The organism is Enterobacter sp. BNK-22 (assembly GCF_048684805.1).
Classification (GTDB): domain Bacteria; phylum Pseudomonadota; class Gammaproteobacteria; order Enterobacterales; family Enterobacteriaceae; genus Enterobacter; species Enterobacter quasiroggenkampii.
This window is the reverse complement of record NZ_JBLQTT010000001.1, coordinates 664551-690336: the sequence shown is the minus strand read 5'-3', so window position 1 is coordinate 690336 and position 25786 is coordinate 664551. Positions and strand designations below refer to the sequence as shown.

At 57.8% G+C, this 25786-nt stretch carries 26 protein-coding genes; 8 read left to right on the top strand and 18 right to left on the bottom strand.

Annotated features, from left to right (window positions below; all coding sequences use genetic code 11):
* Positions 1 to 23 precede the first annotated feature (23 nt).
* Together znuC and znuB are read left to right on the top strand one after the other, a co-directional pair.
* On the top strand, positions 24 to 779 hold the full coding sequence (gene znuC, locus ACMGGE_RS03155; RefSeq protein ID WP_048029425.1) for a zinc ABC transporter ATP-binding protein ZnuC: 756 nt from the start codon (positions 24 to 26) through the stop codon (positions 777 to 779).
* Entirely contained in the window at positions 776 to 1561 is a 786-nt protein-coding gene (gene znuB / locus ACMGGE_RS03150) for a zinc ABC transporter permease subunit ZnuB (RefSeq protein WP_048029424.1), read from the top strand. The genes znuC and znuB overlap by 4 nt, the downstream gene beginning before the upstream one ends.
* Before the next feature lie 52 nt (positions 1562 to 1613).
* On the opposite strand, the gene ruvB is transcribed toward znuB, so the two are convergent.
* The 6 genes from ruvB to aspS form a co-directional block, all read right to left on the bottom strand.
* Positions 1614 to 2624, bottom strand: coding sequence for a Holliday junction branch migration DNA helicase RuvB (ruvB, locus tag ACMGGE_RS03145; protein ID WP_008500449.1), 1011 nt, complete (start codon positions 2622 to 2624; stop codon positions 1614 to 1616).
* Between the two features lie 8 nt (positions 2625 to 2632).
* Entirely contained in the window at positions 2633 to 3247 is a 615-nt protein-coding gene (ruvA, locus tag ACMGGE_RS03140; RefSeq protein ID WP_048223742.1) for a Holliday junction branch migration protein RuvA, read from the bottom strand.
* Positions 3248 to 3327: 80 nt separating this feature from the next.
* Positions 3328 to 3849, bottom strand: a complete 522-nt coding sequence (gene ruvC / locus ACMGGE_RS03135; protein ID WP_003859749.1) for a crossover junction endodeoxyribonuclease RuvC — start codon at positions 3847 to 3849, stop codon at positions 3328 to 3330.
* A gap of 34 nt (positions 3850 to 3883) precedes the next feature.
* The gene (locus ACMGGE_RS03130) at positions 3884 to 4624 is read right to left on the bottom strand and encodes a YebC/PmpR family DNA-binding transcriptional regulator (RefSeq protein ID WP_008500447.1); all 741 of its coding nucleotides are present in this window, start codon (positions 4622 to 4624) and stop codon (positions 3884 to 3886) included.
* A gap of 27 nt (positions 4625 to 4651) precedes the next feature.
* Positions 4652 to 5095 (bottom strand): dihydroneopterin triphosphate diphosphatase, encoded by a 444-nt coding sequence (gene nudB / locus ACMGGE_RS03125; RefSeq protein ID WP_008500446.1) that lies wholly within the window; start codon positions 5093 to 5095, stop codon positions 4652 to 4654.
* Position 5096: 1 nt separating this feature from the next.
* A complete protein-coding gene (aspS, locus tag ACMGGE_RS03120; protein WP_420293342.1) occupies positions 5097 to 6869 on the bottom strand; it encodes an aspartate--tRNA ligase in 1773 nt (590 codons plus the stop codon).
* A gap of 263 nt (positions 6870 to 7132) precedes the next feature.
* Between aspS and ACMGGE_RS03115 the strand changes: the two genes are divergently transcribed.
* From ACMGGE_RS03115 to cmoB, 5 genes are read left to right on the top strand one after another with little or no spacing between them, the layout of a single operon-like run.
* Positions 7133 to 7699 (top strand): hydrolase, encoded by a 567-nt coding sequence (locus ACMGGE_RS03115; protein ID WP_045908206.1) that lies wholly within the window; start codon positions 7133 to 7135, stop codon positions 7697 to 7699.
* On the top strand, positions 7696 to 8514 hold the full coding sequence (locus ACMGGE_RS03110; protein WP_045908205.1) for a DUF72 domain-containing protein: 819 nt from the start codon (positions 7696 to 7698) through the stop codon (positions 8512 to 8514). Before ACMGGE_RS03115 ends, ACMGGE_RS03110 begins: the two co-directional genes overlap by 4 nt.
* 51 nt (positions 8515 to 8565) lie before the next feature.
* The gene (locus tag ACMGGE_RS03105; RefSeq protein ID WP_021240443.1) at positions 8566 to 8961 is read left to right on the top strand and encodes an MAPEG family protein; all 396 of its coding nucleotides are present in this window, start codon (positions 8566 to 8568) and stop codon (positions 8959 to 8961) included.
* Positions 8962 to 9001: 40 nt separating this feature from the next.
* Positions 9002 to 9745 carry a carboxy-S-adenosyl-L-methionine synthase CmoA gene (gene cmoA, locus ACMGGE_RS03100; protein WP_045908204.1) on the top strand — a complete coding sequence of 248 codons (744 nt, stop codon included), beginning with the start codon at positions 9002 to 9004 and terminating at the stop codon, positions 9743 to 9745.
* The gene (gene cmoB / locus ACMGGE_RS03095) at positions 9742 to 10713 is read left to right on the top strand and encodes a tRNA 5-methoxyuridine(34)/uridine 5-oxyacetic acid(34) synthase CmoB (protein WP_420293341.1); all 972 of its coding nucleotides are present in this window, start codon (positions 9742 to 9744) and stop codon (positions 10711 to 10713) included. The genes cmoA and cmoB overlap by 4 nt, the downstream gene beginning before the upstream one ends.
* 262 nt (positions 10714 to 10975) lie before the next feature.
* Here cmoB and cutC read toward each other — a convergent pair whose 3' ends face one another.
* Both cutC and ACMGGE_RS03085 read right to left on the bottom strand, forming a co-directional pair.
* Positions 10976 to 11719, bottom strand: a complete 744-nt coding sequence (cutC, locus tag ACMGGE_RS03090; RefSeq protein WP_196365038.1) for a copper homeostasis protein CutC — start codon at positions 11717 to 11719, stop codon at positions 10976 to 10978.
* 69 nt (positions 11720 to 11788) lie between these two features.
* Positions 11789 to 12358, bottom strand: coding sequence for a VOC family protein (locus ACMGGE_RS03085; protein ID WP_045908201.1), 570 nt, complete (start codon positions 12356 to 12358; stop codon positions 11789 to 11791).
* Positions 12359 to 12597: 239 nt separating this feature from the next.
* Between ACMGGE_RS03085 and argS the strand changes: the two genes are divergently transcribed.
* The gene (gene argS, locus ACMGGE_RS03080; protein ID WP_008500436.1) at positions 12598 to 14331 is read left to right on the top strand and encodes an arginine--tRNA ligase; all 1734 of its coding nucleotides are present in this window, start codon (positions 12598 to 12600) and stop codon (positions 14329 to 14331) included.
* Between the two features lie 76 nt (positions 14332 to 14407).
* Here the strand turns inward: argS and ACMGGE_RS03075 are convergent, their stop codons facing one another.
* From ACMGGE_RS03075 to tap, 10 genes are all read right to left on the bottom strand, one after another.
* The gene (locus ACMGGE_RS03075) at positions 14408 to 15547 is read right to left on the bottom strand and encodes a glycoside hydrolase family 88/105 protein (protein WP_167212027.1); all 1140 of its coding nucleotides are present in this window, start codon (positions 15545 to 15547) and stop codon (positions 14408 to 14410) included.
* 4 nt (positions 15548 to 15551) lie between these two features.
* A complete protein-coding gene (locus tag ACMGGE_RS03070; protein ID WP_048029419.1) occupies positions 15552 to 17135 on the bottom strand; it encodes an MFS transporter in 1584 nt (527 codons plus the stop codon).
* Positions 17136 to 17397: 262 nt separating this feature from the next.
* Complete coding sequence (gene flhE, locus ACMGGE_RS03065) at positions 17398 to 17790, bottom strand: flagellar protein FlhE (RefSeq protein ID WP_048029418.1); 393 nt, start codon at positions 17788 to 17790, stop codon at positions 17398 to 17400.
* Positions 17790 to 19868 (bottom strand): flagellar biosynthesis protein FlhA, encoded by a 2079-nt coding sequence (flhA, locus tag ACMGGE_RS03060; protein WP_045908197.1) that lies wholly within the window; start codon positions 19866 to 19868, stop codon positions 17790 to 17792. The genes flhE and flhA overlap by 1 nt, the downstream gene beginning before the upstream one ends.
* Positions 19861 to 21009, bottom strand: coding sequence for a flagellar biosynthesis protein FlhB (flhB, locus tag ACMGGE_RS03055; protein ID WP_021240449.1), 1149 nt, complete (start codon positions 21007 to 21009; stop codon positions 19861 to 19863). The genes flhA and flhB overlap by 8 nt, the downstream gene beginning before the upstream one ends.
* 148 nt (positions 21010 to 21157) lie before the next feature.
* Entirely contained in the window at positions 21158 to 21802 is a 645-nt protein-coding gene (gene cheZ / locus ACMGGE_RS03050) for a protein phosphatase CheZ (RefSeq protein WP_008500432.1), read from the bottom strand.
* Positions 21803 to 21812: 10 nt separating this feature from the next.
* On the bottom strand, positions 21813 to 22202 hold the full coding sequence (cheY, locus tag ACMGGE_RS03045) for a chemotaxis response regulator CheY (protein WP_008500431.1): 390 nt from the start codon (positions 22200 to 22202) through the stop codon (positions 21813 to 21815).
* Between the two features lie 17 nt (positions 22203 to 22219).
* On the bottom strand, positions 22220 to 23269 hold the full coding sequence (locus tag ACMGGE_RS03040; protein WP_008500430.1) for a protein-glutamate methylesterase/protein-glutamine glutaminase: 1050 nt from the start codon (positions 23267 to 23269) through the stop codon (positions 22220 to 22222).
* Positions 23266 to 24132, bottom strand: coding sequence for a protein-glutamate O-methyltransferase CheR (gene cheR / locus ACMGGE_RS03035; RefSeq protein ID WP_008500429.1), 867 nt, complete (start codon positions 24130 to 24132; stop codon positions 23266 to 23268). Before cheR ends, ACMGGE_RS03040 begins: the two co-directional genes overlap by 4 nt.
* Positions 24133 to 24151: 19 nt before the next feature.
* Positions 24152 to 25753, bottom strand: coding sequence for a methyl-accepting chemotaxis protein IV (gene tap / locus ACMGGE_RS03030; protein ID WP_045908195.1), 1602 nt, complete (start codon positions 25751 to 25753; stop codon positions 24152 to 24154).
* Positions 25754 to 25786: the final 33 nt, after the last annotated feature.

The following is a 25786-nucleotide window of genomic DNA, read 5'->3' as shown; positions in this document are numbered from 1 at the left end:
GACTTCTTCAAGCTTAAAATGACATGACGACATTGGTTTCCCTTGAAAATATTTCGGTCTCATTCGGCCAGCGCCGCGTCCTCTCTGACGTGTCGCTCGATCTGAAGCCCGGCAAAATTCTGACGCTGCTCGGCCCCAATGGCGCAGGCAAATCCACTCTGGTGCGCGTGGTGCTGGGTCTGGTCGCACCCGATGAAGGCGTGATCACGCGCGAGGAAAAATTGCGCATCGGCTATGTGCCGCAAAAACTGCACCTCGACGCCACACTGCCGCTGACGGTGAGCCGTTTCCTGCGCCTGCGCCCCGGCACGCGTAAAGCCGATATTCTCCCGGCGCTGAAGCGCGTGCAGGCGGGCCATCTTGTCGATGCGCCGCTGCAAAAACTGTCCGGTGGAGAAACGCAGCGCGTTTTACTTGCCCGCGCGTTGCTCAGCAGCCCGCAGCTGCTGGTACTGGATGAGCCAACGCAGGGTGTAGACGTCAACGGCCAGGTCGCGCTATACGACCTCATTGACCAGCTGCGCCGGGAACTGAACTGTGCGGTACTGATGGTATCCCACGACCTGCATCTGGTGATGGCAAAGACTGACGAAGTGCTGTGTCTTAACCACCATATCTGCTGCTCCGGCACGCCTGAAGTGGTCTCCATGCACCCGGAATTTATCTCCATGTTCGGCCCTCGCGGCGCTGAACAGCTCGGCATCTATCGCCATCATCATAATCATCGCCATGATTTGCAGGGACGAATCGTTCTGCGTCGGGGAAATGGACACTCATGATTGAACTGTTACTGCCCGGCTGGCTGGCCGGGATTATGCTTGCCTGCGCCGCGGGCCCGCTCGGCTCGTTTGTGGTGTGGCGCAGAATGTCTTACTTCGGTGATACCCTGGCGCACGCGTCCCTGCTGGGCGTGGCTTTTGGCCTGCTGCTGAACGTCAATCCGTTCTACGCGGTGATTGTGGTTACGCTGCTGCTGGCGGCCGGTCTGGTCTGGCTGGAAAAGCGCCCTCACCTCGCCATCGATACCCTGCTTGGCATCATGGCGCACAGTGCCCTGTCGCTGGGCCTGGTGGTGGTCAGCCTGATGTCGAATATCCGCGTGGATCTGATGGCATACCTGTTCGGTGACCTGCTGGCCGTCACGCCAGACGATCTCATCGCTATCGCGATTGGCGTTGTGGTGGTGCTCGGCATTCTACTCTGGCAGTGGCGTAACCTGCTGGCCATGACCGTCAGCCCGGACCTGGCGTTTGTCGACGGCGTGAAGCTGCAGCGCGTTAAGCTGCTGCTGATGCTGGTAACGGCGTTAACCATAGGCGTGGCGATGAAGTTTGTCGGCGCGCTGATTATTACGTCACTGCTGATCATCCCTGCGGCTACGGCGCGTCGTTTTGCCCGTACGCCGGAGCAAATGGCCGGTGTGGCCGTGATTGTCGGAATGATTGCGGTAACGGGTGGACTCACCTTCTCGGCATTCTATGACACGCCTGCGGGGCCGTCCGTGGTGCTGAGTGCGGCGGTGCTGTTTATCTTCAGTATGATGAAGAAGACCGCGCAGTAGTAGACATGTCCCCGGTGGCGCTTCGCTTACCGGGGCTACAAATTATCGCTGCTTACGGCATTGCCGGTGGCGTAATGCCGAAATGATTCCACGCCCGCACCGTCGCCATGCGGCCACGCGGTGTGCGCTGCAGAAAACCCTGCTGGATCAGATACGGTTCAAGCACATCCTCAATGGTTTCACGCTCTTCCCCGATTGCCGCCGCCAGGTTATCCAGCCCGACCGGGCCACCAAAGAACTTGTCCAGCACCGCCAACAGCAGCTTGCGGTCCATGTAGTCAAAACCTTCGGCATCGACGTTCAGCATATCCAGCGCCTGCGCGGCGATCTCAGCGGAGATCGAACCGTTGTGCTTCACCTCAGCAAAGTCACGCACGCGGCGCAGCAGGCGGTTGGCAATACGCGGCGTACCGCGGGAACGCTTCGCCACTTCAAACGCCCCTTCTTCGCTCATCTCCAGCCCCATATAGCGGGCGCTGCGGCCAACGATGTGCTGGAGGTCGGCCACCTGGTAAAACTCCAGACGCTGCACGATCCCGAAACGGTCGCGCAGTGGAGAGGTCAACGACCCGGCTCGCGTCGTTGCGCCAATCAGGGTAAACGGCGGCAGATCGATTTTGATGGAGCGTGCCGCCGGACCTTCACCAATCATGATATCCAGCTGATAATCTTCCATCGCCGGATAGAGCACTTCTTCCACCACCGGTGACAGACGGTGGATCTCATCGATAAACAGCACGTCATGCGGTTCGAGGTTGGTCAGCATGGCCGCCAAATCGCCCGCCTTCTCCAGCACCGGGCCGGAGGTGGTGCGCAGGTTAACGCCCATTTCATTAGCGACGATATTCGCCAGCGTGGTTTTGCCCAACCCCGGAGGGCCAAAAATCAGCAGGTGATCGAGCGCATCGCCGCGCAGTTTTGCCGCCTGGATAAAAATCTCCATCTGGGAACGAACCTGCGGCTGGCCAATGTACTCATCAAGCAGTTTTGGGCGAATCGCGCGATCCACCACATCCTCTGCCTGAACAGTGCCTGCCGAAACCAGGCGGTCTGCTTCAATCATCCTTTACCTCACAATGCAGCGCGCAGCGCTTCACGAATCAGGGTTTCACTGCTGGCATCCGGTTTGGCAATTTTACTTACCATGCGGCTGGCCTCCTGAGGTTTATAGCCCAGCGCCACCAGCGCGGCAACCGCTTCCTGCTCGGCGTCATCATCCGTCGCAGGCGCGCCTGGGGAGGTCAACACCAGATCGGTCGCCGGCGTGAAGAGATCGCCATGCAGGCCTTTGAAGCGGTCTTTCATCTCGACAATCAGGCGCTCTGCCGTTTTCTTACCAATGCCAGGAAGCTTAATCAGCGCTGCAGGATCTTCACGCTCAACGGCATTCACAAACTGTGGCGCTGACATGCCGGATAAGATCGCCAGCGCCAGCTTTGGCCCGACGCCGTTGGTTTTAATCAGCTCGCGGAACAGCGTGCGTTCCTGTTTGTTGTTGAAGCCGTACAGCAGCTGAGCATCTTCACGCACCACAAACTGAGTAAAGACAATCGCCTCTTTGCCCGCGTCCGGCAGCTCGTAGAAGCAGGTCATCGGCATATGGACTTCATAGCCCACGCCACCCACTTCCAGCAGCACTAACGGGGGTTGTTTTTCAATGATGATGCCTCTGAGTCTGCCTATCACGTGACGCTCCTGCGTTCTGGAAGAAATTAACTGCCGACATAATAAAAAAAGGCTGGATAAACATCCAGCCTGATTTGTCATTATCGTAACCTGCCTCGCGCCAGATTGAGCCGCGACTCGCTCATTTGCATCGCGTTCTGGCTGACGTGACAGTGGGTAATCGCAATCGCCAGCGCATCCGCGGCGTCAGCCTGCGGGTTTGCAGGGAGTTTCAGCAGGGTCCGCACCATGTGCTGCACCTGACTTTTCTCCGCGCTACCGATGCCCACCACCGTCTGCTTGACCTGACGTGCCGCGTATTCAAATACCGGCAAATCCTGGTTTACCGCAGCCACGATGGCCACTCCGCGCGCCTGACCGAGCTTTAGCGCCGAATCGGCGTTTTTCGCCATAAAGACCTGCTCGATGGCGAAATAGTCCGGCTGAAACTGGGTGATGATCTCCGACACGCCCGCATAAATGAGCTTCAGGCGCGACGGCAGATCGTCCACTTTGGTGCGAATGCAGCCGCTGCCCAGGTAGGTTAACTGGCGTCCCACCTGGCGGATAACGCCATACCCGGTGACGCGTGAGCCTGGGTCAATCCCGAGAATAATCGACATCACGCGTCTCCTGTAACGGATCTACACGCTCTCATCAGAGAGTCGCTGCAACCTCATCAGAGATTTCACCGTTGTGGTACACTTCCTGAACGTCGTCGCAGTCTTCGAGCATGTCGATCAGACGCAGCAGTTTTGGTGCAGTTTCCGCATCCATGTCCGCTTTGGTGGACGGGATCATGGAGACTTCAGCGTTGTCCGCTTTCAGGCCAGCCGCTTCCAGCGCATCGCGCACGGCACCCATCTCTTCCCACGCGGTGTAAACGTCGATAGCACCGTCGTCAAAGGTCACCACGTCTTCCGCACCGGCTTCCAGCGCCGCTTCCATGATCGCATCTTCGTCGCCTTTCTCGAAAGAGATGACGCCTTTTTTGCTGAACAGGTACGCAACGGAACCGTCAGTACCAAGGTTGCCACCGGTTTTGGTGAACGCGTGGCGCACTTCCGCAACGGTACGGTTACGGTTGTCGGACAGGCACTCAACCATCACCGCCGTACCGCCAGGACCGTAACCTTCATAAATGATGGTTTCCATGTTCGCGTCTTCATCGCCGCCCACGCCACGTGCGATAGCACGGTTCAGGGTGTCACGCGTCATGTTGTTGGACAGGGCTTTATCCACCGCCGCGCGCAGACGCGGGTTAGAAGCCGGGTCACCGCCACCCAGACGCGCTGCCGTCACCAGCTCGCGAATGATTTTGGTAAAGATCTTACCGCGCTTGGCATCCTGTGCCGCTTTGCGGTGTTTGGTGTTGGCCCACTTACTATGACCTGCCATAAAAAGTTCTCCAAAAATCGCGCCTTTTCAGGCTGCGTTAATTACAAATTCTTCAATCGCCTGCCGGTTGCTCCACGACTTGGTCAGTGCGGCGGCATCCGCCGCATTCACCCAGCGGTAGGTCAGGTGTTCGGTAAACACGATCTCCCGTTCATGGGGGAGCGCGAGACAGAACCACGATTCAGTATTGCGCTCGGTACCCGGCGCGTAGCGATGACGTAAATGGCTAAAAATTTCAAACTCCACCGTGCGCTGACAGTCCTTCAGGGTCAGTTGCTCGCGGGCAACGTCAATGGCGACCTCTTCCTTTACTTCACGCGCGGCGGCCTGCGGCGCGGTTTCCCCCTCTTCCAGACTGCCGGTAACCGACTGCCAGAATTCAGGGTCATCGCGCCGCTGCAACATCAGCACCCGCTTCGTGTCTTCTGCATAAATGACCACCAGGACCGAAACGGGGAGCTTATATGTCATATCAGTTTTTCTCTTCCTTCTTCACCACCTCAATGCCCAGCTCAGCCAGTGCGGCCGGGTTGGCAAAGCTTGGCGCTTCGGTCATCAGACACGCGGCGGCAGTGGTTTTCGGGAAGGCGATCACATCACGGATGTTATCGGTGCCAGTCAGCAGCATGGTCAGACGGTCAAGACCGAAAGCCAGACCCGCGTGCGGAGGCGTACCGTATTTCAGCGCGTCCAGCAGGAAGCCGAATTTCTCGCGCTGTTCCTGCTCGTTGATGCCCAGGATGCCGAATACGGTCTGCTGCATTTCACCGCTGTGAATACGCACGGAACCGCCGCCCACTTCGTAGCCGTTGATAACCATGTCATAAGCGTTAGCGACCGCCTCTTCCGGCGCCGCTTTCAGCTCTGCCGCCGTCATCTCTTTTGGCGACGTGAACGGGTGGTGCATTGCGGTCAGGCCGCCTTCACCGTCGTCTTCAAACATCGGGAAGTCGATAACCCACAGCGGCGCCCATTTGTTCTCGTCGGTCAGGTTCAGGTCTTTACCCAGCTTCAGACGCAGCGCGCCCATCGCATCCGCAACAACTTTCTTGTTGTCTGCGCCGAAGAAGATCATATCGCCGTCCTGCGCGCCGGTGCGCTCAAGGATTGCTTCTACGATGTCCGCGTTCAGGAATTTTGCGACCGGGCTGGTGATACCTTCCAGGCCTTTCGCACGCTCGGTCACTTTAATATAGGCCAGACCTTTCGCGCCGTAGATCTTGATGAAGTTGCCGTAGTCGTCGATCTGCTTACGGCTCAGAGCCGCTCCGCCCGGTACACGCAGCGCTGCTACGCGGCCTTTGGCGTCGTTAGCCGGGCCCGCGAATACCGCGAACTCCACGTTTTTAACCAGATCAGCTACGTCTACCAGCTCCATTGGGTTACGCAGGTCTGGTTTGTCAGAGCCATAGCGACGCTCGGCTTCCGCGAAGGTCATGATTGGGAAATCGCCCAGCTCAACGCCTTTCACGTCATTCCACAGGCTACGCACCAGAGCTTCCATCACTTCACGCACCTGCTCGGCGGTCATGAAGGAGGTTTCCACATCGATCTGGGTAAATTCAGGCTGGCGGTCAGCACGCAGGTCTTCGTCGCGGAAGCATTTCACGATCTGATAGTAGCGATCGAATCCGGACATCATCAGCAGCTGTTTGAACAGCTGTGGAGACTGCGGCAGCGCGTAGAATTTGCCTTTATGAACGCGGGATGGCACCAGGTAATCGCGCGCGCCTTCCGGCGTGGCTTTGGTCAGCATCGGGGTTTCGATATCGAGGAAACCGTGGTCATCCATAAAGCGACGCACCAGGCTGGTGATTTTCGCACGGGTTTTCAGGCGCTGAGCCATTTCCGGGCGACGCAGATCCAGGTAGCGGTATTTCAGACGCGCTTCTTCGGTGTTGACGTGGTTGGAGTCCAGCGGCAGCGCTTCAGCACGGTTGATGATCGTCAGATCGGACGCCAGCACTTCAATGGCACCCGTCGCCATGTCGGCGTTAACGTTTTTCTCGTCACGCGCACGTACGGTGCCGGTGACCTGAATGCAGAACTCATTACGCAGCTCAGAGGCCAGCTTCAACGCATCTGCGCGATCCGGATCGAAGAACACCTGAACGATACCTTCGCGGTCGCGCATATCGATAAAGATAAGGCTACCAAGATCACGACGACGATTGACCCAACCACACAGGGTGACCTGCTGTCCGACGTGGGACTGACGCAGCTGCCCGCAATATTCTGTACGCATGAGATATCCCTTAATTAGCCGCAGGCTAAATGTCGCCTGGTATGCAGGCTACTATGTCGCAGCTTTCTGTATGTCACAACTGGATGAAAAAAGGCGGCTATTATACTGGAAATTCCGCCGGACGATAAGAGCGAACCACGGCCAGGCGGTCGTTTGCTGCACTCTTATTGCGCATTCTCACAAAAATTAACAAAATTATGCGACCAATAACAGGCCATCACGTCGTATGGTGTCTGGAAGTGATTAATTTAACGGGAGTAACGATGTTAACCCTTGATGCCAGAAAAACCGCGCTTGTAGTCATTGATTTACAGGAAGGCATTTTGCCTTTCGCCGGTGGCCCGCATACCGCGGACGATGTAGTCAGCCGCGCCGCCCGACTGGCGGAAAAATGCCGCGCCAGCGGTGCCCCGGTTGTCATGGTGCGCGTCGGCTGGTCTGCGGATTACGCCGAAGCGTTAAAACAGCCCGTTGATGCGCAGGCACCCGCGCGAGCCCTGCCGGAAAACTGGTGGACGTACCCGGTCTCGCTTGGCAAACGCGACAGCGATATCGAAGTCACTAAACGCCAGTGGGGCGCATTTTACGGCACCGATCTTGAGCTGCAGCTCCGCCGTCGCGGCATTGACACCATTATCCTGTGCGGTATTTCCACCAACATCGGCGTGGAGTCGACTGCCCGCAACGCGTGGGAGCTCGGTTTTAATCTGGTGATCGCCGAAGATGCCTGCAGCGCGGCCTCCGCGGAACAGCACCAGGGCAGCATGACCCACATCTTCCCGCGCATCGGCCGCGTGCGCAGCACGGATGAGATTGTCAGCGCGCTATGATGTATGTCGGTTTACCCCAGTGGTCGCACCCGAAATGGGTGCGCCTTGGCATCACCAGCCTTGAAGAGTATGCCCGACACTTCAACTGCGTCGAGGGTAACACTACCCTCTATGCGCTCCCGAAAGCCGAGATTGTTGCGCGCTGGCGGGAACAAACGACCGACGACTTCCGCTTCTGCTTCAAGTTTCCGGCGACCATTTCTCACCAGGCCGCGCTGCGAAACTGCGGTGAGTTGACCGACGAATTCTTTGCCCGGATGGCGCCTCTGGCAAACCGCATTGGCCAGTACTGGCTGCAGCTTCCAGCCGTCTTTGGCCCGCGCGACCTGCCCGCACTGTGGACGTTTCTGGACGCCCTGCCCCGGGAGTTTACCTACGGCGTGGAAGTTCGACACCAGGACTTCTTTGCGAAGGGAGAAGCAGAAAAAGCGCTCAACCGCGGCCTTCTCGAGCGTTCCGTTAACCGGGTGATCCTCGATAGCCGTCCGGTGCACAGCGCGATACCGCACAGTGAGGCCATCATTGAGGCGCAGCGTAAAAAGCCAAAAGTGCCCGTTCATGCCGTGGTGACCGCACAGAACCCCATGGTCAGGTTTATCGGCAGCGATAACATGCCGCAAAACCAGGCGCTGTTCGCCGTCTGGCTGGAAAAACTGGCCTCGTGGGAACACACCACCACGCCGTATCTCTTTTTGCACACGCCGGATATTGCCCAGGCCCCCGAACTGGTCGATGCTCTGTGGCAGGCCTTGCAGACTGCGGTGCCGTCCGTGGGCAGCGCCCCTTCCATCCCACAACAATCTTCTCTTTTCTGATATCACCCCCTATCATAGTGAAGTGCCATCTGCCAAAAACAGGGAGTTTGTATGGTCAGCGCGCTGTATGCGGTGTTAGGTGCATTACTGCTGATTAAATTTTCATTTGATGTTGTGCGCCTCAGAACGCTCTACCGCGTCTCCTACGGTGACGGCGGATTTTCCGAACTGCAAAGCGCAATCCGCATTCACGGCAATGCGGTCGAATACATCCCCGCGGCCTTAATCCTGCTGCTGTTTATGGAGATGAATGGCGCAGAAACCTGGATGGTGCACATCTGTGGCCTGCTGCTTATCGCTGGCCGCCTGATGCACTATTACGGTTTTCACCACCGCTTAATCCGCTGGCGTCGTTCCGGCATGAGTGCGACCTGGTGTTCACTTTTGCTGATGGTGCTGGCTAACCTGTGGTATATGCCGTGGGAGTTGGTTTTCTCCCTCCATTAGCGCACAATACGCCACTTTATTTTTCCCGGATTTTTACGTTATGTCAGATCGCGACACGCTTTTTTCCGCGCCTATCGCCAGCCTGGGCGACTGGACCTTCGATGAACGGGTAGCCGAAGTCTTCCCGGATATGATCCAGCGCTCTGTTCCCGGTTATTCCAATATTATCTCTATGATCGGCATGCTGGCTGAGCGCTTCGTTCAACCCGGCACGCAGGTCTATGACCTGGGCTGCTCGCTCGGCGCGGCAACGCTGTCGGTTCGTCGTAACGTTCACCACGAAGGCTGCCGAATCATAGCCGTCGATAACTCCCCGGCGATGGTTGAACGCTGCCGTCGTCATATTGACGCCTACAAAGCCCCTGTGCCAGTGGACGTGGTGGAAGGCGATATCCGCGAGATTGAGATCACTAACGCGTCCATGGTCGTGCTGAATTTCACGCTGCAGTTCCTGGTGCCGGAAGACCGCCAGTTGCTGCTGGACAAAATTTATCAGGGGCTGAATCCTGGAGGCGCGCTGGTGCTCTCAGAGAAATTCAGTTTTGAAGATGCCGAGGTTGGCGAGCTGCTGTTCAATATGCACCACGATTTCAAGCGTGCGAACGGCTACAGCGAGCTGGAGATCAGCCAGAAGCGTAGCATGCTCGAAAACGTGATGCTGACGGACTCCGTAGAAACCCACAAGGCGCGCCTGCGTCAGGCCGGATTTGAGCATAGCGAACTGTGGTTCCAGTGCTTCAACTTTGGTTCGCTGGTGGCGCTGAAAGCGGGGAAACCGGCATGATCGAGTTCAGTAACTTCTATCAGCTGATTGCCAAAAATCACCTCTCCCACTGGCTGGAGACGCTGCCTGCGCAGATTGCCACCTGGCAGCGCGATCAGCAGCACGGCCTGTTAAAGCAGTGGGCGAATGCGGTGGAGTTTCTGCCCGAGCTGACCCCGCATCGTCTGGATCTCCTGCACAGCGTCACCGCAGAGAGTGAAGAACCGCTTCCGCCAGGGCAGATAAACCGCATCGAAACGCTGATGCGCAACCTGATGCCGTGGCGTAAAGGACCGTTCTCGCTGTACGGCGTGAACATCAATACCGAATGGCGCTCAGACTGGAAATGGGATCGCGTTCTGCCCCACCTTTCCGACCTGACCGGGCGCACCATTCTGGACGTGGGCTGCGGCAGCGGTTACCACATGTGGCGCATGATTGGCGCGGGTGCGCATCTGGCGGTGGGTATTGACCCGATGCAGCTGTTCCTGTGCCAGTTTGAAGCGGTACGTAAGCTGCTGGGTAACGACCAGCGCGCCCACCTGCTGCCGCTGGGTATTGAGCAACTGCCCGCTCTGAAAGCGTTTGATACCGTGTTCTCCATGGGCGTGCTGTACCACCGTCGTTCCCCGCTGGAGCACCTGTGGCAACTGAAAGATCAGCTGGTCAGCGGCGGCGAGCTGGTGCTAGAGACGCTGGTCATCGAAGGGGATGAACATGCCGTTCTGGTGCCGGGCGATCGCTACGCGCAGATGCGCAACGTTTACTTCATCCCTTCCGCGCTGGCGCTGAAGAACTGGCTGGAGAAATGCGGGTTTGCGGACGTGCGGATTGCCGATGTCAGCGTGACCTCAATCGAAGAGCAGCGCCGCACCGACTGGATGATCACCGAATCGCTGGAGCAGTTCCTCGACCCAACCGATCACAGCAAAACCATCGAAGGCTATCCGGCCCCGATGCGTGCGGTGCTGATAGCGACGAAGCCGTAACCTGTTAGCCGGGTGGCGGCTGCGCCTTACCCGGCCTACGCGTCGCACGTTTTCTCCAAAATAGTTCAAGTTGCAGCAAGGCGGCAACGCAGCGAATCCCCGGGAGCTTACATCAGTAAGTGACCGGGGTGAGCGAGGCGGCCAACGCGGCTGCGGCTTGAAATATGAAGGAGAAAAAAAGGCCCCTGTTGAAATTGCAGGGGCCTGGTACAAGCAAGCATCATATTGGGCGACATGATGCGCGGTAAAAATCGGTACGTTGCTACACGTGATGGCGCTCAATCAGCGACTTCATTTCCGCAACCGACTCTCCCTCGACACCGTAGCGTGAATACTCATCCGCTTCAGCATCCGTCGACATAGACAATCCTGTATTGCGATAACGCATGGGTGACGGCATCCATTTGCCTGCCGAGCTGTGCAGCTCTTTTACCCCGGCGTTTAAAAACAGTTCCAGATTGCTGGCACGGACTCCCGCACCCGCCATTATTATTGGAGCGCGGGAATGTGCGTTTAGTTCCGTAATTAATTGCATTCCTTTTTCTGCGGACGCCTGTTGACCCGAGGTCAGAACGCGTGCCACGCCAAGTTCTCCAAGCGATTCAAAGGCCTGAAGCGGGTCTTTACACATATCAAATGCGCGATGAAACGTGACGGCCAGCCCCTTCGCGGCGCTCATGACCTGACGCATGCGCGGGAGGTCGATATTACCGTCTTCATCCAGCAGGCCGGTGACCAGCCCCGGGAACCCCAGGTCGCGAACGAGGGCGATGTCTTCAAGCATGGCACCGAACTCGCCCGCCGTGTAACAAAAATCACCGCCGCGCGGACGAATAATCGGGTGAACGGGAATGGTGACGGCCTGACGGGCGGCCCTCAGCACACCGTAAGAAGGCGTCAGCCCGCCCTCTTTGGGTGCCGCACACAGTTCAATGCGGTCAGCCCCGTGTTTTTGCGCGGTGACGGCGCACTCCACGCTGTAACAGCAAATCTCCAGCAGCGCCATTTAATCCTCCTTTACTCCCACCAAACGAGCCATCATGACATGCCGTCCGCTTTCAGTCCCGGCGGGAACTCACATCTCTTGCGCTTCACTGGCAACGATCTGCTCAATGGTCCAGGGATGAAACTTCACCGTCACCTTCCCGTCCGTGACGGCCAGCGTCGGATTCGGTAATCGCTCGCGCTCACCTTTGGGTGAACTGGTCTTCACAAAAATCCCTGGCTGGCTTAAGCCTTCGTCAGCTAACAGGGCCAGCGCACGCGCGTTTAATGTCTCCGGCTCACCCGGCAGGACAATTTCAATGTGCTCCCACCCTTCGTGCGGATAGCGCTTCTCGCCCGGCCACGGCAGTTCAACCACGGTGAATTGCCAGTGGGCCACGTTCACCGGCTCACGCAGCCTGAACAGGCAAATAGGCCGACCGTTAATGATGTTCTCGGACAGTAACTCGCCGCACTGTTCGAACCCATGACGCCAGCGCTCTGCGGTGGCATTCTGATGGCAGCGCAAAGAGATGTGATCGGCCTCAAGCGGCGCAATATCCAGACCCAGACGGGTGGCAAGTTCTGTGAACGCCTGGGTGAAGCGCGGTAAATCTGCGGAAATATCATGCAGTTCGTCAATGGATTGCCAGTTCGCCATAAGTCACTCTCTTTTCGTGTCGCAAAGCCGCTAATTTACTCTGTTGCCCTGTTTTGACCAACCGCAGAATCCGGCTTTTTATGACTGCATGTTTATGCATACCTTCTTAGCCTGGATTCTGAGCAATCTTCAGGCCCCGCGATGCTGACGGCAGAAGGCATTTGCAGTATACTCCCGCCCTAAATTCTCTAACTGGCGCGGGTTGTTGTGAGCCCGCATCAAAAAAGTAAGGTATCCAGGTGAATATTCAGGCTCTTCTCTCCGAAAAAGTCAGTCAGGCACTGATTGCCGCAGGCGCGCCTGCGGATTGCGAACCGCAGGTTCGTCAGTCAGCAAAAGTACAGTTTGGCGACTATCAGGCTAATGGCGTGATGGCAGTGGCTAAAAAACTGGGCATGCCGCCGCGACAGCTCGCTGAGCAGGTACTGACGCATCTGGATCTCGCCGGCATTGCCAGCAAAACCGAAATCGCCGGCCCGGGCTTTATCAACATCTTCCTTGAGCCTGCCTTCCTGGCAAGCCACGTTGATGCGGCGCTGAAATCTGACCGTCTGGGTGTTTCCCAGCCGGAAGCGCAGACCGTCGTGATCGACTACTCTGCCCCGAACGTGGCGAAAGAGATGCACGTTGGCCACCTGCGCTCCACCATCATCGGTGATGCCGCGGTGCGTACGCTCGAGTTCCTCGGTCACAAGGTGATCCGCGCGAACCACGTGGGCGACTGGGGTACCCAGTTCGGGATGCTGATTGCTTACCTGGAAAAACAGCAGCAGGAAAACGCGGGCGAAATGGCGCTGGCGGACCTGGAAGGGTTCTATCGCGAAGCCAAAAAACACTACGACGAAGACGAAGCCTTTGCCGAGCGCGCGCGCAGCTACGTGGTAAAACTGCAGGGCGGCGATCAATACTTCCTCGAGATGTGGCGCAAGCTGGTTGACATCACTATGTCTCAGAACCAGCTGACCTATAACCGTCTGAACGTCACCCTGACCCGTGACGACGTGATGGGTGAAAGCCTGTATAACCCAATGCTGCCCGGCATTGTGGCTGACCTGAAAGCGAAAAACCTGGCGGTTGAGAGCGAAGGCGCAACGGTTGTGTTCCTTGATGAGTACAAAAACAAGGAAGGCGAACCGATGGGCGTGATCATCCAGAAAAAGGATGGCGGCTACCTCTACACCACGACCGACATCGCCTGTGCGAAATACCGTTACGAAACGCTGCATGCTGACCGCGTGCTGTACTACATCGACTCCCGCCAGCACCAGCACCTGATGCAGGCGTGGACGATCGTGCGTAAAGCCGGTTACGTGCCGGACAGCGTTCCGCTGGAACACCACATGTTCGGCATGATGCTGGGTAAAGACGGCAAGCCGTTCAAAACCCGTGCGGGCGGGACCGTGAAGCTGTCCGACCTGCTGGACGAAGCGCTGGAACGCGCCCGTCGTCTGGTGGCCGAGAAGAATCCGGACATGCCGGCCGACGAGCTGGAAAAACTGGCCAACGCTGTGGGTATCGGTGCGGTGAAATACGCTGACCTGTCCAAAAACCGTACCACCGACTATATCTTCGACTGGGATAACATGCTGGCGTTTGAAGGCAACACGGCGCCATACATGCAGTACGCCTATACCCGCGTGCTGTCGGTCTTCCGTAAAGCCAATATCGACGAAAGCGTGCTGGCGAATGCCACCGTGACCATCACGGAAGATCGTGAAGCACAGCTGGCAGCACGTCTGCTGCAGTTCGAAGAGACGCTGACCGTGGTCGCACGTGATGGCACGCCGCACGTGATGTGTGCTTACCTGTACGACCTGGCGGGTCTGTTCTCCGGCTTCTACGAGCACTGCCCTATTCTCTCCGCGGAGAATGAATCGGTCCGCAACAGTCGCCTGAAGCTGGCGCAGCTGACGGCGAAGACCCTGAAGCTGGGTCTGGATACCCTGGGTATCGAAACCGTAGAACGTATGTAATGCAAAAAACCCGGCGCAAGCCGGGTTTTGTTTTGTAGCCCCGGTAAACGCAGCGCCACCGGGGATATCCACAGGTTCAGAAGTATTTACGCAAATACTCCGTCAGACACAGTATCGCCATCGCCTGCCCATACGGCATTGAGGTCAGCGGGATCTGACGATAAAACTCAAGATCGCTCCCCATGCCCGTGCCGAACGACGTTTGCAACAGCTCGCCTTCCGGCGAGATATTCCTGACGATACCGCGAATTGCTTTTTCTGCCACTTCGGCATACTCCGCGCCAACATAGCGCTTGCGCACGGCTTTCAGAATGCCGTAGGCAAACCCTGCCGTGGCGGACGCCTCAAGATAAGAATGTGGATCGTCAAGCAGCGTGTGCCACAAACCACTCCCGTCCTGACACTTCGCCAGGGCGGCAATCTGCGCGTTCAATACCTGCACCAGGTAGCGGCGCACGGCGTTGTTTTCCGGCAGATCCACCAGTTCGAGGAAGTCCGGGATCACGATGGTGAGCCAGCTGTTGCCGCGCGCCCAGCGGGCACGGGCAAAGTTATGATTACCGTCATAGCTCCAGCCGTGGAACCACAGCCCGGTCTCCCGGTCCATCAGATTCTGCACGTGCAGCAGGAACTGATACACCGCCTCTTCAACGTACTCCGGTTTGTTGAGCAGCTTGCCGATTTTCGCCAGCGGCAGCACCGTCATCATTAGCGTGTCGTCCCACATCTGCTGATGGTTCTCTTCCGCCAGGGTGATGTGCTGCATCCCGCCGTGTTCAGTGCGCGGCATCTCCGCCATCGCCCATTCCGCCCAGCTTTCCAGCCACGGCAGCCAGGCCTGATTTTGGGTCTCTTCGTAACGATAAGCGAGCGTCAGGAACGGCGACATGGTATTCACGTTTTTGGTGGTTGCGCCTTCCGCAAAACGGTCGGCAAACCAGCTGTCGATGATGTCGCGCATACCTTCGTCGCCGGTCTGGCAGTAATACTGCCAGATACCATACAGGCCGACGCCGTGCGTCCACTCCCATCCGGCCCAGCCTTTGGTGTCGATCACGCGCCCGTCGTCCAGCCGCAGCAAAAATTCACCCGTTTTGTCGCGGATATTGACCAGATTATGCGTCACCTTTTGAATCAGCGATTTCAGCTCGTCCCGGGCGATAAAGCGCTCTGGCTGACGTAATAACGGGCTATGTTTGACAGGCCAAACTTTCATCATCTTAACCTCTGTTGTATGTCGAATTCAGTACCGCGCGATCCTTGAGAGAGGGTGCCGCTGGCTTATTGCGATTCAGATAACCGATGTTGTTATTGCCCCACAGTGACTCATAAGGCATGCCAGCCAGCATCTCGACGGTGGCGCGGGCGTGTGGCGTCGCTGACTCAGGCATCGCATGACCACTCTCACGCATTTTCGCGGTCTCCTCGCGCAGCGTGCTGTGGGTTTGCAAATTGAGTTTGAAGCGCAGGGAAACAAGGAAGCCGCAGAACAGCACCAGGATGGTGCCCACGCTCAGGATCATCAAAATGGTGTGGCTCACTTCCGCAGGCTGCACTTTCTGACCACTGACAAAGCCAGACATCTGCATCACGATGCCCACCAGCATCACCGCACCGGCCTGCGACGCCTTGCGGGTCAGGGTCATGATGCCCGCGAAAATCCCTTCGCGGCGCTGGCCGGTGATCACTTCATCCACGTCCGCAATGTAGGTGTAGGTATTCCATGGCACGTAATTGATACCGCCACGACCCAGCCCTGCTACCGCAGAGATCAACAACAGCAGAGCGTAGACGTCGCTCAGGCCAGCGTAATAGAGTACGGCGTATGAGAGAGACGCCAGGCCAAACAGCACCACAACCATGCGGTAGGACGGTGCAGGCCCGAAGCGGATACACAGCGGGATCATGGCGATAACCGCAATGAACTGGAAGATAGCCATCGTGCCCAGCAGACTGGACGCCATTGACGCTTCCTGCATCAGCACGAACACCACGTAGTAGGTGAATACCGCGTTAAACACGTCCTGCGCGATATAGCCGCCAAGGTACATGCCCAGATGCTGACGGAAAATTTTGATGCGCAACGTGGAGCTTAACTCAACGATCAGCCGGTTGAGGCTCTGCCCCAGCGTCAGTTTTTTCTTCTCTTCTTCAGCACGCAGCGCCGCTTCAGACCACTCTTCCCGCGGGCGCTCCCAGGTGAAGCACCAGACGAAGGTCAGCATCAGCGCGCAGAGCACAGAGAAGACCAGGCTTGCGTAGAAGAAGGAAACCGCGTTGTCTTTCCCGAAGTGGGTCAACAGGATCCCCGGCAGGAAGGAGGCGAGAATGGCGGACATCTGCGCCATAGAGATGCGCGCCCCTGAGAACTTCGTTTTCTGTTTAAAGTCGTCAGTCATTTCCGGCACCAGCGTTTCGTACGGCACCAGAATCATGGTGTAGACAATATCAAACACCAGATAGGTCAGCAGGTAATACCAGAAGCTCATGTCCCCAACCCACATCAGCGAGTAGCTGAACACGCACGGAATACCCAGCAGGATAAAGAACTTACGACGGCCAAAGCGCTTACCGAGCCAGGTCGTACCAAAGTTATCGGTTAAAAAGCCCATTAACGGGCTAACCACGGCATCCAGCACCCTTGCCGCGGCAAAGATGAACGTGGCTTCGATCGGTGTGAGCCCGCAGAAGGTGGTATAAAAATATAAAAGCCAGGCCGCCGTCAGGGCGGTGGTACCCGCCCCAAGGAAATCACCTGATCCGTACGCAAGATAATTCGCGAGTCCAATTTTACGTGTTTTCATTGCCGTCAACCCTAATCAGTTTTGGGAGACTCCCTGCAAGCAAGCCTCGTCCGGGAGCTTTAATACGGCTACAGTAATTGCATCGGCTTGTTGATACCTTTCTGTTTCTGCCATTGCAAAGAGGGGGAATGGCAAAAATACAAAGAGTATGGTTACGCGCGTCACTGATTTATAAAACGGCATTTCTTTTTGATCAAAAGGCGAGGTCAGTTTTGAGAGCCAGCCATCAAAATTGCCTGATGGCTGGTGAAAAGGCAGGGTGTTAGCGGTAGTTCACGATGACAGAATTGCTCTGCACCTTCAGTGCCGGGATCAAACGTCCTCCGCCCGGCACTTCCCAGATGAAACGCAAAGGCTCAATAGCTGGCACGCCGTTGAACGCCTGCGTTGTTCCATTTTCGCCGTCGATTTCGGTACAGCGCGTCTGAGAGCAGAGGCGCACCCGCAAGCCCGCAGGCGTAGGGCCAATCAGCCGGTAGTTCCAGACCACAAGGCCCATCTGACCGGAAACCTCTTCCGAAGGCGACAGCGGGTTAGACGACATGGCAACACCGCGGTTGCTGAGGGTCACCCCCATGCTGCTCGCCTGCCAGGTACCTCCCCCGGCAGCCTGCGCTGCCAGCGGGAAGAGCACTATCCAAAGCCACTTACGCATTATTTTCCTCCAATCGTCGCGGTCATGCGGATATGACGGTTATCCGACAGCTCCAGATTCGACAGCACGACCAGCTGGTTCAGGCTGCGACGCAGGAAACGCGACAGCAGCGGACGCAGCGCGTGGTTCACCAGCAGCACCGGCGGCGCCCCCAGCATCTCCTGACGCGCCAGCGCCTCCTGGGTTTGCGCCAGCAGACGGTCCGCCAGGCCCGGCTCCAGGCCGCCCCCGCCCTGGAGAGCCTGCAGCAGCAGACGCTCAAGCGGCGTATCGAGGCCGATCACCTGCACTTCCCCGGTACCCGGGAACCACTGCTGGGTGATTGCCCGTCCCAGCGCCACGCGCACCACCGCCGTCAGCTCGTGCGGATCGCTTTGTATCGGCGCGTGCTCGGCAAGGGTTTCCAGAATGGTGCGCATATCGCGGATCGGCACCTTCTCGTCGAGCAGGTTTTGCAGCACCTTATGCAGCGTGGTTAAGGTCAGCACGCCCGGGACCAGATCTTCCGTCAGCTTCGGCATCTCCTGCGTGACGCGGTCCAGCAGCTGCTGCGCTTCCTGACGGCCAAACAGCTCCGCCGAGAATTGCCCAATCAGGTGATTAAGATGGGTCGCCACCACGGTACTGGCTTCCACAACCGTATAACCCTGGATCTGCGCCTGCTCTTTCAGCGCGCTTTCAATCCAGATCGCGGCCAGACCAAAGGCCGGGTCGATAGTTTGCTCGCCCGGCAGCGTGCCTGCGGCGGTGCCGGGGTTAATCGCCAGCCAGCGGCCCGGATAGGCATCACCGCTGCCGATTTCAACGCCTTTCATCAGGATGCGGTAGCGCGCGGGCGGCAGGTCCATATTGTCGCGGATGTGTACCACCGGCGGCAGGAAGCCCATGTCCTGGGCGAATTTTTTACGGATACTGCGGATACGGCCGAGCAGCTCGCCGTCCTGCTGGAAATCGACCATCGGGATCAGGCGATACCCGACTTCCATTCCCAGGGAATCTTCGAGCTGAACGTCGTTCCAGGTCGCTTCAACGGCCTGGTTATTCTCCGGCATTTTGACCGGAACAGGTTCCGCTGCCGGTTTGGTTTCACGGCCACGCATCCACCAGGCAAGACCCAGCAGCGCCGCCGTAAACAGCAGGAAAACGAGGTTTGGCATACCCGGCACCAGGCCGAGCAACCCGAGAACCGCCGCGGCCAGCAGCATCACGCGCGGGTTACTGAACAGCTGGCCAACCATCTGCTCGCCAACGTCCTGATCGGTGCTCACGCGGGTCACGATGACACCCGCCGCAGTGGAAATCACCAGCGCCGGGATCTGCGCGACCAGACCGTCACCGATGGTCAGCAGCGTATAGCTTTCCGCCGCGTGGCCCATGTCCATCCCGTGCTGCAACACGCCCACCAGCAGGCCGCCGACCACGTTAATCACCATGATCAGAATGCCCGCGATGGCGTCACCGCGGACAAACTTACTCGCACCGTCCATGGAGCCGTAGAAGTCCGCCTCCTGCGTCACTTCCGCACGGCGCTTTTTAGCTTCATCTTCAGCGATAAGGCCGGCGTTCAGATCGGCGTCGATCGCCATCTGCTTGCCGGGCATCCCGTCGAGCACAAAGCGCGCGCCCACTTCCGCAATACGCCCTGCACCTTTGGTGATGACCATAAAGTTGATGATCACGAGGATGACGAACACCACGATACCGATAGCGAAATTACCGCCCACCAGGAAGTGGCCGAACGCTTCCACCACTTTACCTGCCGCTGCCGCCCCGGTGTGACCTTCCATCAGGATGATACGCGTGGACGCCACGTTCAGCGCCAGTCGCAGGAGAGTGGTAAACAGCAGGATGGTCGGGAACGCGGCGAACTCCAGGGTACGCTGGGTGAACATCGCCACCAGCAGCACCATAATGGACAGCGCGATATTGAAAGTGAAAAGCAGGTCGAGGATGAACGCCGGGAGCGGCAGTACCATCATCGACAGAATTAGCAGGATCAGAATCGGCCCGGCCAGGATCTGCCATTGGGTCGATTTCAGGTTGCCGGGCAGGCGCAACATTGCCACCAGATTAGCCATCAGTGTCCTTCTCGTTCATAAAATCCAGCGCGGCAGGCACCGGAAGGTTCTCAGGTTTCACAGGCCGTTGACCGCCGGCCAGACGCCAGCGCTTCAATTGCCACACCCAGGCCAGCACTTCCGCCACGGCGGCGTAGAGTTGTCCCGGGATCTGTTGTCCAATATCCGCATGGCGGTACAGGGCACGCGCCAGCGGAGGCGCTTCCAGGATCGGCACGCGGTGTTCGGTGCCAATTTCCCGGATACGCAAAGCGATCAGCCCCGCCCCTTTTGCCACCACTTTCGGCGCGCTCATTTTGTTTTCGTCATAGCGCAGCGCAACGGAGTAGTGTGTCGGGTTGGTGACGATGACGTCGGCCTTGGGCACATCGTCCATCATGCGGCGACGGGCGGCGGCACGTTGCATCTGGCGGATACGCCCCTTCACGTGCGGGTCACCTTCCATCTGCTTATATTCGTCACGGATATCCTGACGTGACATCCGCAGTTTCTTGAAGTGGGTATAGAGCTGGAAGATCACGTCAAAACCCACCATCGGGATAATGCTGAGCACCACCAGCAGCGCGCAGAGTCCGACCAGATTCAGGGCATTGCTCATCGCGGTGAGAGGCGATTCGCTGATGAGACGCATCATTTCCGGCCAGTGGTACCAGAGGTAAAACCCCGCGGAGCTGCCCATCAGCACCGATTTGAGAATGGCTTTGAGCAGCTCGGCCCCGGTCTGCGCAGAGAACATTTTCGCAATGCCCGGCAGCGGGTTCAGTTTGGAAAATTTCGGCTGCAGCGATTTGGCGCTGAAGACCAGACCGCCGAGCATCACCGGCGAGACCAGCGCGACCAGCACAACCCCGGTAATCAGGGGCAGCAGCGCAACCATGGCCCCTTTAATCAGCTGAATAATCTGGCTGAGGATCAGATTCGGATCGTTGACCATACTGTGGTCAAAACGTAAGCCGGTTGACAGCATGCCCGCCAGCTTGCGGGCGAGCGACTCCCCGCCCCACCAGATAATGCACACGCCTACGATAAGGATCAGCAGGGAGGTCAATTCTCGGGATCGGGGGATTTGCCCTTCCTCACGCGCCTTTTCTAGTCGGTGGGGTGTGGGGGCTTCCGTTTTGTCGTCGTTCTCTTCTGCCACTGTGCACGCTCAGCCCATTACGTCACGGGTATCATGCCAGCGCAGCGGAAATCCAATGGCGGGAAAAGCCCGTTTATTCGGGCTCTTTTCGGTGATTTTGTCGCAAACCGCCTCAGAGTATGTCCATCCCCTGAGGCGGAATGGACCATCAGAAGCCGAGGCTGTCCAGCAGGTCGTCTACCTGATCCTGGCTTGCCACCACGCCCGCCTTGCTGGCGTCGAGCTGTGGACCATTGAGCAGGCTTTCGTTCTCGCGTTTTGGACGGGCTGCCGGTTCCGGGATGTTCTCCAGCAGCACCATCAGCAGCTGGCGCTCAATCTCCTGGATCACATCCATCATGCGCTTGATAACCTGACCGGTCAGGTCCTGGAAATCCTGCGCCATCATGATGTCCAGCAGCTGGGCATTGGTGAAGCTGGTGTGACCCGGCACATCCCCCAGGAACTGGCGGGTATCGGTCACCAGTTCGCGGGCATCCGCCAGCTCGATAGGGTTCTCAAACCACTCGTCCCAGCGTTTGGTCAGCGCTTTCGCCCCCTTTTCCATCGCATCCTGGTGCGGCTGCGACGCTTCCACGCTGTTCAGCGCACGTTCAGCGGCCTGAGCGGTCATCTGCACGACGTAGTCCAGACGATCGCGGGCATCAGGAATCGCTTCCGCCGCTTCGGCAATCGCCTGATCCAGACCCAGCTCACGCAGGCTGTCACGCAGCATGCGCGTCAGGCTGCCGATGCGGACGATGATGTCGCTCGGCGAGTGTTCTTCAACGGGTTTCATAGCAGGTTGCATCATAACCAACACCTCACATGCCGAGTTTCTCGAAGATCTTACCGAGCTTCTCTTCCAGGGTCGCCGCGGTGAATGGCTTCACCACATAGCCGCTTGCGCCCGCCTGTGCAGCGGCAATGATGTTCTCTTTCTTCGCTTCTGCCGTGACCATCAGAACCGGCATGGACGCCATTCCCGCATCAGCACGAATGGTTTTCAACAGTTCCAGACCGTCCATGTTTGGCATGTTCCAGTCGGAGATCACAAAACCAAACCCGCCAGCCTGCAGTTTGTTCAGCGCATCAACGCCGTCTTCTGCTTCTTCAACGTTGTTGAAGCCCAGCTCTTTCAGCAGGTTGCGCACAATGCGACGCATGGTGGAAAAGTCATCCACAACCAAAAACTTAAGCTCTTTATCCGCCATAAAATAATACTCCTGAGTCAAATACGTATTGCCTGTCCGGCACTGATTTTCGCCAGCATCTGCTGGCTTACCTGGCTAAGATCGACCACTTCGCTCACGCCACCCATATTGATGGCCTCGCGCGGCATGCCGAACACCACACAACTTGCTTCATTCTGCGCAATCGTCCAGGCGCCAGCCTGGTGCATTGCAAGCATTCCGGCGGCACCGTCGTTGCCCATCCCCGTCAGGATCACCCCCACGGCGTTGCGCCCCGCATGTTTCGCCACCGAATGAAACAGCACATCCACCGACGGACGGTGCCGGTTGACCGGCGGTCCGTCATGAATTTTGATTTGATAGTTAGCGCCGCTGCGCGCCAGCTCCATATGCTTGTCGCCCGGCGCGATATAGGCATGCCCCGGGAGCACGCGCTCGCCGTCTTCCGCCTCTTTCACGCTGATCTGGCACAGCTTGTTCAGGCGTTCTGCGAACGAACGGGTAAAGCCTGGCGGCATATGCTGAGTGATCAGAATACCCGGACTTGAGAGCGGCAATGGCTGGAGTACATGACGAATTGCCTCTGTTCCTCCGGTTGACGCCCCAATGACCAGCAGTTTTTCCGAGCTGAGTAAGGGACCGGCCTTCAGGGTCGCCGGCGCGGCCATCGGCGTGTGGGCGGCAAGCTTCGCCCGCGACGCGGTGCGGATCTTCTCGGCGATCATCTCGCTGTACGCCAGCATCCCTTCACGGATGCCGAGCTGCGGCTTGGTGACAAAATCCACCGCCCCCAGCTCCAGCGCGCGCAGGGTGATTTCCGATCCTTTCCCAGTCAGGGAGGAGACCATCACCACCGGCATGGGCCGCAGCCGCATTAATTTTTCGAGGAAATCTATGCCATCCATGCGCGGCATCTCGACATCCAGCGTTAGCACGTCGGGGTTATATTTTTTAATTAAATCCCGCGCTACCAGCGGATCAGGCGCGGTTGCCACCATCTCCATGTCGCTGTGGCTATTGATAATTTCAGTCATGATCTGACGCATCAGCGCTGAATCATCGACAGACAATACCCTGATTTTACTCATGCTTTTTCCTTACTCAGCGCATATACCGTTTGCCCACGCAGGCTAAACTCACGCACGAGGTTGCTGAAGTTTTCCGAGTGCCCGGCAAACAGTAAACCGTCAGGCTTGAGCAACGGAACAAACCGACGCAAAATGTCCTGTTGCGTCGTTTTATCAAAATAGATCATGACGTTACGGCAAAAAATGGCGTCGAAAGGCCCCGGCACGTTGTACTGCTTATCCAGCAGGTTAACGGGCGCGAATTCGACGCAGTTCGCCAGCTCCTGGCGTACGCGTACCAGGCCTTCATGCGGGCCCGTCCCGCGCATGAAATAACGCTGCAGCTGCTGCGGCGACAGCGTTTTCAGTTCATCCTGGCGATAAACGCCGTTACGCGCCTTCTCCAGCACTTCGGTATCGATATCGCTGGCGTATACCTTCCAGCGCCCGGGCGCCATCCCCAGCGTATCGGCAAGGGTGATCGCCAGCGAGTACGGCTCTTCACCCGTCGAGGCGGCCGCACTCCAGACGCGATACTCCCCGGTGCGACGGCGCGCATGCTCGGCCAGAACCGGGAAGTGGTGAGCCTCGCGGAAAAACGCCGTCAGGTTGGTGGTTAACGAGTTAATAAAAGCCTGCCACTCTGCGCTGTTCTGGTTCGCCTCGAGCATGCTCAGATAGCGGCCAAAATCATCCAGCCCCAGCGTACGCAAGCGCCGCACCAGACGGTTGTAGACCATGTCCCGCTTATGATCCGCAAGCACGATCCCCGCACGCTGGTAGATTAACTGACATATCCGACGAAAATGCGCGTCGGACAGCGCGAGGCGCTGTGTCATCTGCAACAATAATGACGTTTGCCCAGGGGGCATTGGTGATGTCATAGCGCCTTCTTAATTACATTCAGGATACAACTGGCACGGCCTGCGACCGCCCGACTTCTGTTACTGCTTCAACGTGCTCTTTCACATTAAATACCGCGACCAGCCCGGTCAGACGATCCGCCTGGCTGGCCAGCTGATCGGTTGCCGCTGCCGCTTCCTCAACTAACGAGGCGTTCTGTTGCGTCACCTGATCCATCTGGCTCACCGCCTGGGCAACCTGCTCAATGCCGCGACGCTGTTCATCCGACGCCGAGGCAATCTCGCCCATGATGTCGTTCACCCGCGTCACGGAGGTGACGATTTCGTGCATGGTTTTCGCCGCGGTATCCACAAGCGTTGAGCCCTGCTGAACGCGTGAGACCGACTCTTCGATCAGCACCTTAATTTCTTTCGCCGCGTTGGCGCTGCGGCTCGCCAGGTTACGCACTTCACCCGCCACCACCGCAAACCCGCGCCCCTGCTCCCCGGCACGCGCGGCTTCCACAGCGGCATTCAGCGCCAGAATGTTGGTCTGGAACGCGATACCGTCAATCACGCTGATGATGTCACCAATTTTCTGTGAACTGGTGGCGATCTCCTGCATGGTACTGGCGACGTGGGACGCCTGGTCGCCGCCCTTCTTCGCCGTCATCGCCGCCTGTTTTGACAGGTCAGACGCCTGACGCGCGTTATCGGCGTTCTGGCTTACCGTCGCGGTTAGCTGCTCCATACTGGCTGCCGTCTGCGCCAGCGAGGCCGCCTGCTGCTCGGTGCGGGACGAGAGATCGTTGTTACCCGCCGCAATCTCTGAGATCCCGGTGTGCATGGCATAACTGCCCTGACGCACGTCGGATACCGTTTCACGCAGCGATCCCTGCATCGCCTTCAGGCTGGCAAAAATTGCCGAAATTTCGTTCTTGCCGAACACCGCCACCGGACGCGCCAGGTCGCCTTTCGCAATACTGTCGAAGTGGCTGCTGATAATCGCCAACGGCTGCACAATCATTCTGCGCGACCAGAGCAGCGCGGCACCGGTCAGCAACCCTGCCAGAATCACCACCACGGCAAAGATGACGCCCGACATGTGATAGCTTTGACGGCTCTGGTCACCGGCACGCTGGACAGACTGGTTAATATCCTGCTGCCACGCGTTAAAGCTGCCGTCAAACGCGGCCTGCGAGGCCTGAACCGGCGCGGTCATAAAGTCCGACAGCTGGTTGTTCTCAAGCCACGTCGCCTGATGGTCCAGATCGCTGTACCACTGTTCAAAATGGGTCTTCATGGCGGCCTTCAGCGCTTTCTCTTTCTCGCTGCCGGTGGCCTGTGCCGTAAAGGCCTTAAACTGTGCGTCAGCCTGTTTCAGGCTGTCGCGCGCGGTGGCCATCAGCGCCTTAATGTCATCCGGCGGATAACTTAGCGCGGTTAAGGTTCCCGCCTTGTTCAGCGCAGTGCTTGCCTGCAACAGCACGGCACGGGTTTGTGCCAGTGCGGAGCGCTGCTGATTACTCGCCTCAACGTCCTGCAAATTCTGATAGCCATCGCGAAACGCCCAAAAAGACAACCCGTTACTGCCAACCTGCAACACACCGCAAAGGATCAGAATCAAAAACAGTGTGGTCGAGATACGAATACGATTTAACATCCACGCTCCCATCAAGCGGCAAGCAGCCGCGGT

Coding starts and splice junctions, on each gene's coding strand:
- cheZ (WP_008500432.1), bottom strand. CDS start 21,802: ATGATGCAACCTGCTATGAAACCCGTTGAAGAACACTCGCCGAGCGAC.
- aspS (WP_420293342.1), bottom strand. CDS start 6,869: ATGCGTACAGAATATTGCGGGCAGCTGCGTCAGTCCCACGTCGGACAG.
- tap (WP_045908195.1), bottom strand. CDS start 25,753: ATGTTAAATCGTATTCGTATCTCGACCACACTGTTTTTGATTCTGATC.
- cheY (WP_008500431.1), bottom strand. CDS start 22,202: ATGGCGGATAAAGAGCTTAAGTTTTTGGTTGTGGATGACTTTTCCACC.
- flhE (WP_048029418.1), bottom strand. CDS start 17,790: ATGCGTAAGTGGCTTTGGATAGTGCTCTTCCCGCTGGCAGCGCAGGCT.
- cutC (WP_196365038.1), bottom strand. CDS start 11,719: ATGGCGCTGCTGGAGATTTGCTGTTACAGCGTGGAGTGCGCCGTCACC.
- cheR (WP_008500429.1), bottom strand. CDS start 24,132: ATGACATCACCAATGCCCCCTGGGCAAACGTCATTATTGTTGCAGATG.
- ACMGGE_RS03070 (WP_048029419.1), bottom strand. CDS start 17,135: ATGAAAACACGTAAAATTGGACTCGCGAATTATCTTGCGTACGGATCA.
- cmoA (WP_045908204.1), top strand. CDS start 9,002: ATGTCAGATCGCGACACGCTTTTTTCCGCGCCTATCGCCAGCCTGGGC.
- nudB (WP_008500446.1), bottom strand. CDS start 5,095: ATGACATATAAGCTCCCCGTTTCGGTCCTGGTGGTCATTTATGCAGAA.
- ruvB (WP_008500449.1), bottom strand. CDS start 2,624: ATGATTGAAGCAGACCGCCTGGTTTCGGCAGGCACTGTTCAGGCAGAG.
- ACMGGE_RS03105 (WP_021240443.1), top strand. CDS start 8,566: ATGGTCAGCGCGCTGTATGCGGTGTTAGGTGCATTACTGCTGATTAAA.
- ACMGGE_RS03110 (WP_045908205.1), top strand. CDS start 7,696: ATGATGTATGTCGGTTTACCCCAGTGGTCGCACCCGAAATGGGTGCGC.
- flhA (WP_045908197.1), bottom strand. CDS start 19,868: ATGGCTAATCTGGTGGCAATGTTGCGCCTGCCCGGCAACCTGAAATCG.
- cmoB (WP_420293341.1), top strand. CDS start 9,742: ATGATCGAGTTCAGTAACTTCTATCAGCTGATTGCCAAAAATCACCTC.
- znuB (WP_048029424.1), top strand. CDS start 776: ATGATTGAACTGTTACTGCCCGGCTGGCTGGCCGGGATTATGCTTGCC.
- ruvC (WP_003859749.1), bottom strand. CDS start 3,849: ATGTCGATTATTCTCGGGATTGACCCAGGCTCACGCGTCACCGGGTAT.
- ACMGGE_RS03115 (WP_045908206.1), top strand. CDS start 7,133: ATGTTAACCCTTGATGCCAGAAAAACCGCGCTTGTAGTCATTGATTTA.
- ACMGGE_RS03085 (WP_045908201.1), bottom strand. CDS start 12,358: ATGGCGAACTGGCAATCCATTGACGAACTGCATGATATTTCCGCAGAT.
- ACMGGE_RS03075 (WP_167212027.1), bottom strand. CDS start 15,547: ATGAAAGTTTGGCCTGTCAAACATAGCCCGTTATTACGTCAGCCAGAG.
- ACMGGE_RS03130 (WP_008500447.1), bottom strand. CDS start 4,624: ATGGCAGGTCATAGTAAGTGGGCCAACACCAAACACCGCAAAGCGGCA.
- znuC (WP_048029425.1), top strand. CDS start 24: ATGACGACATTGGTTTCCCTTGAAAATATTTCGGTCTCATTCGGCCAG.
- ACMGGE_RS03040 (WP_008500430.1), bottom strand. CDS start 23,269: ATGAGTAAAATCAGGGTATTGTCTGTCGATGATTCAGCGCTGATGCGT.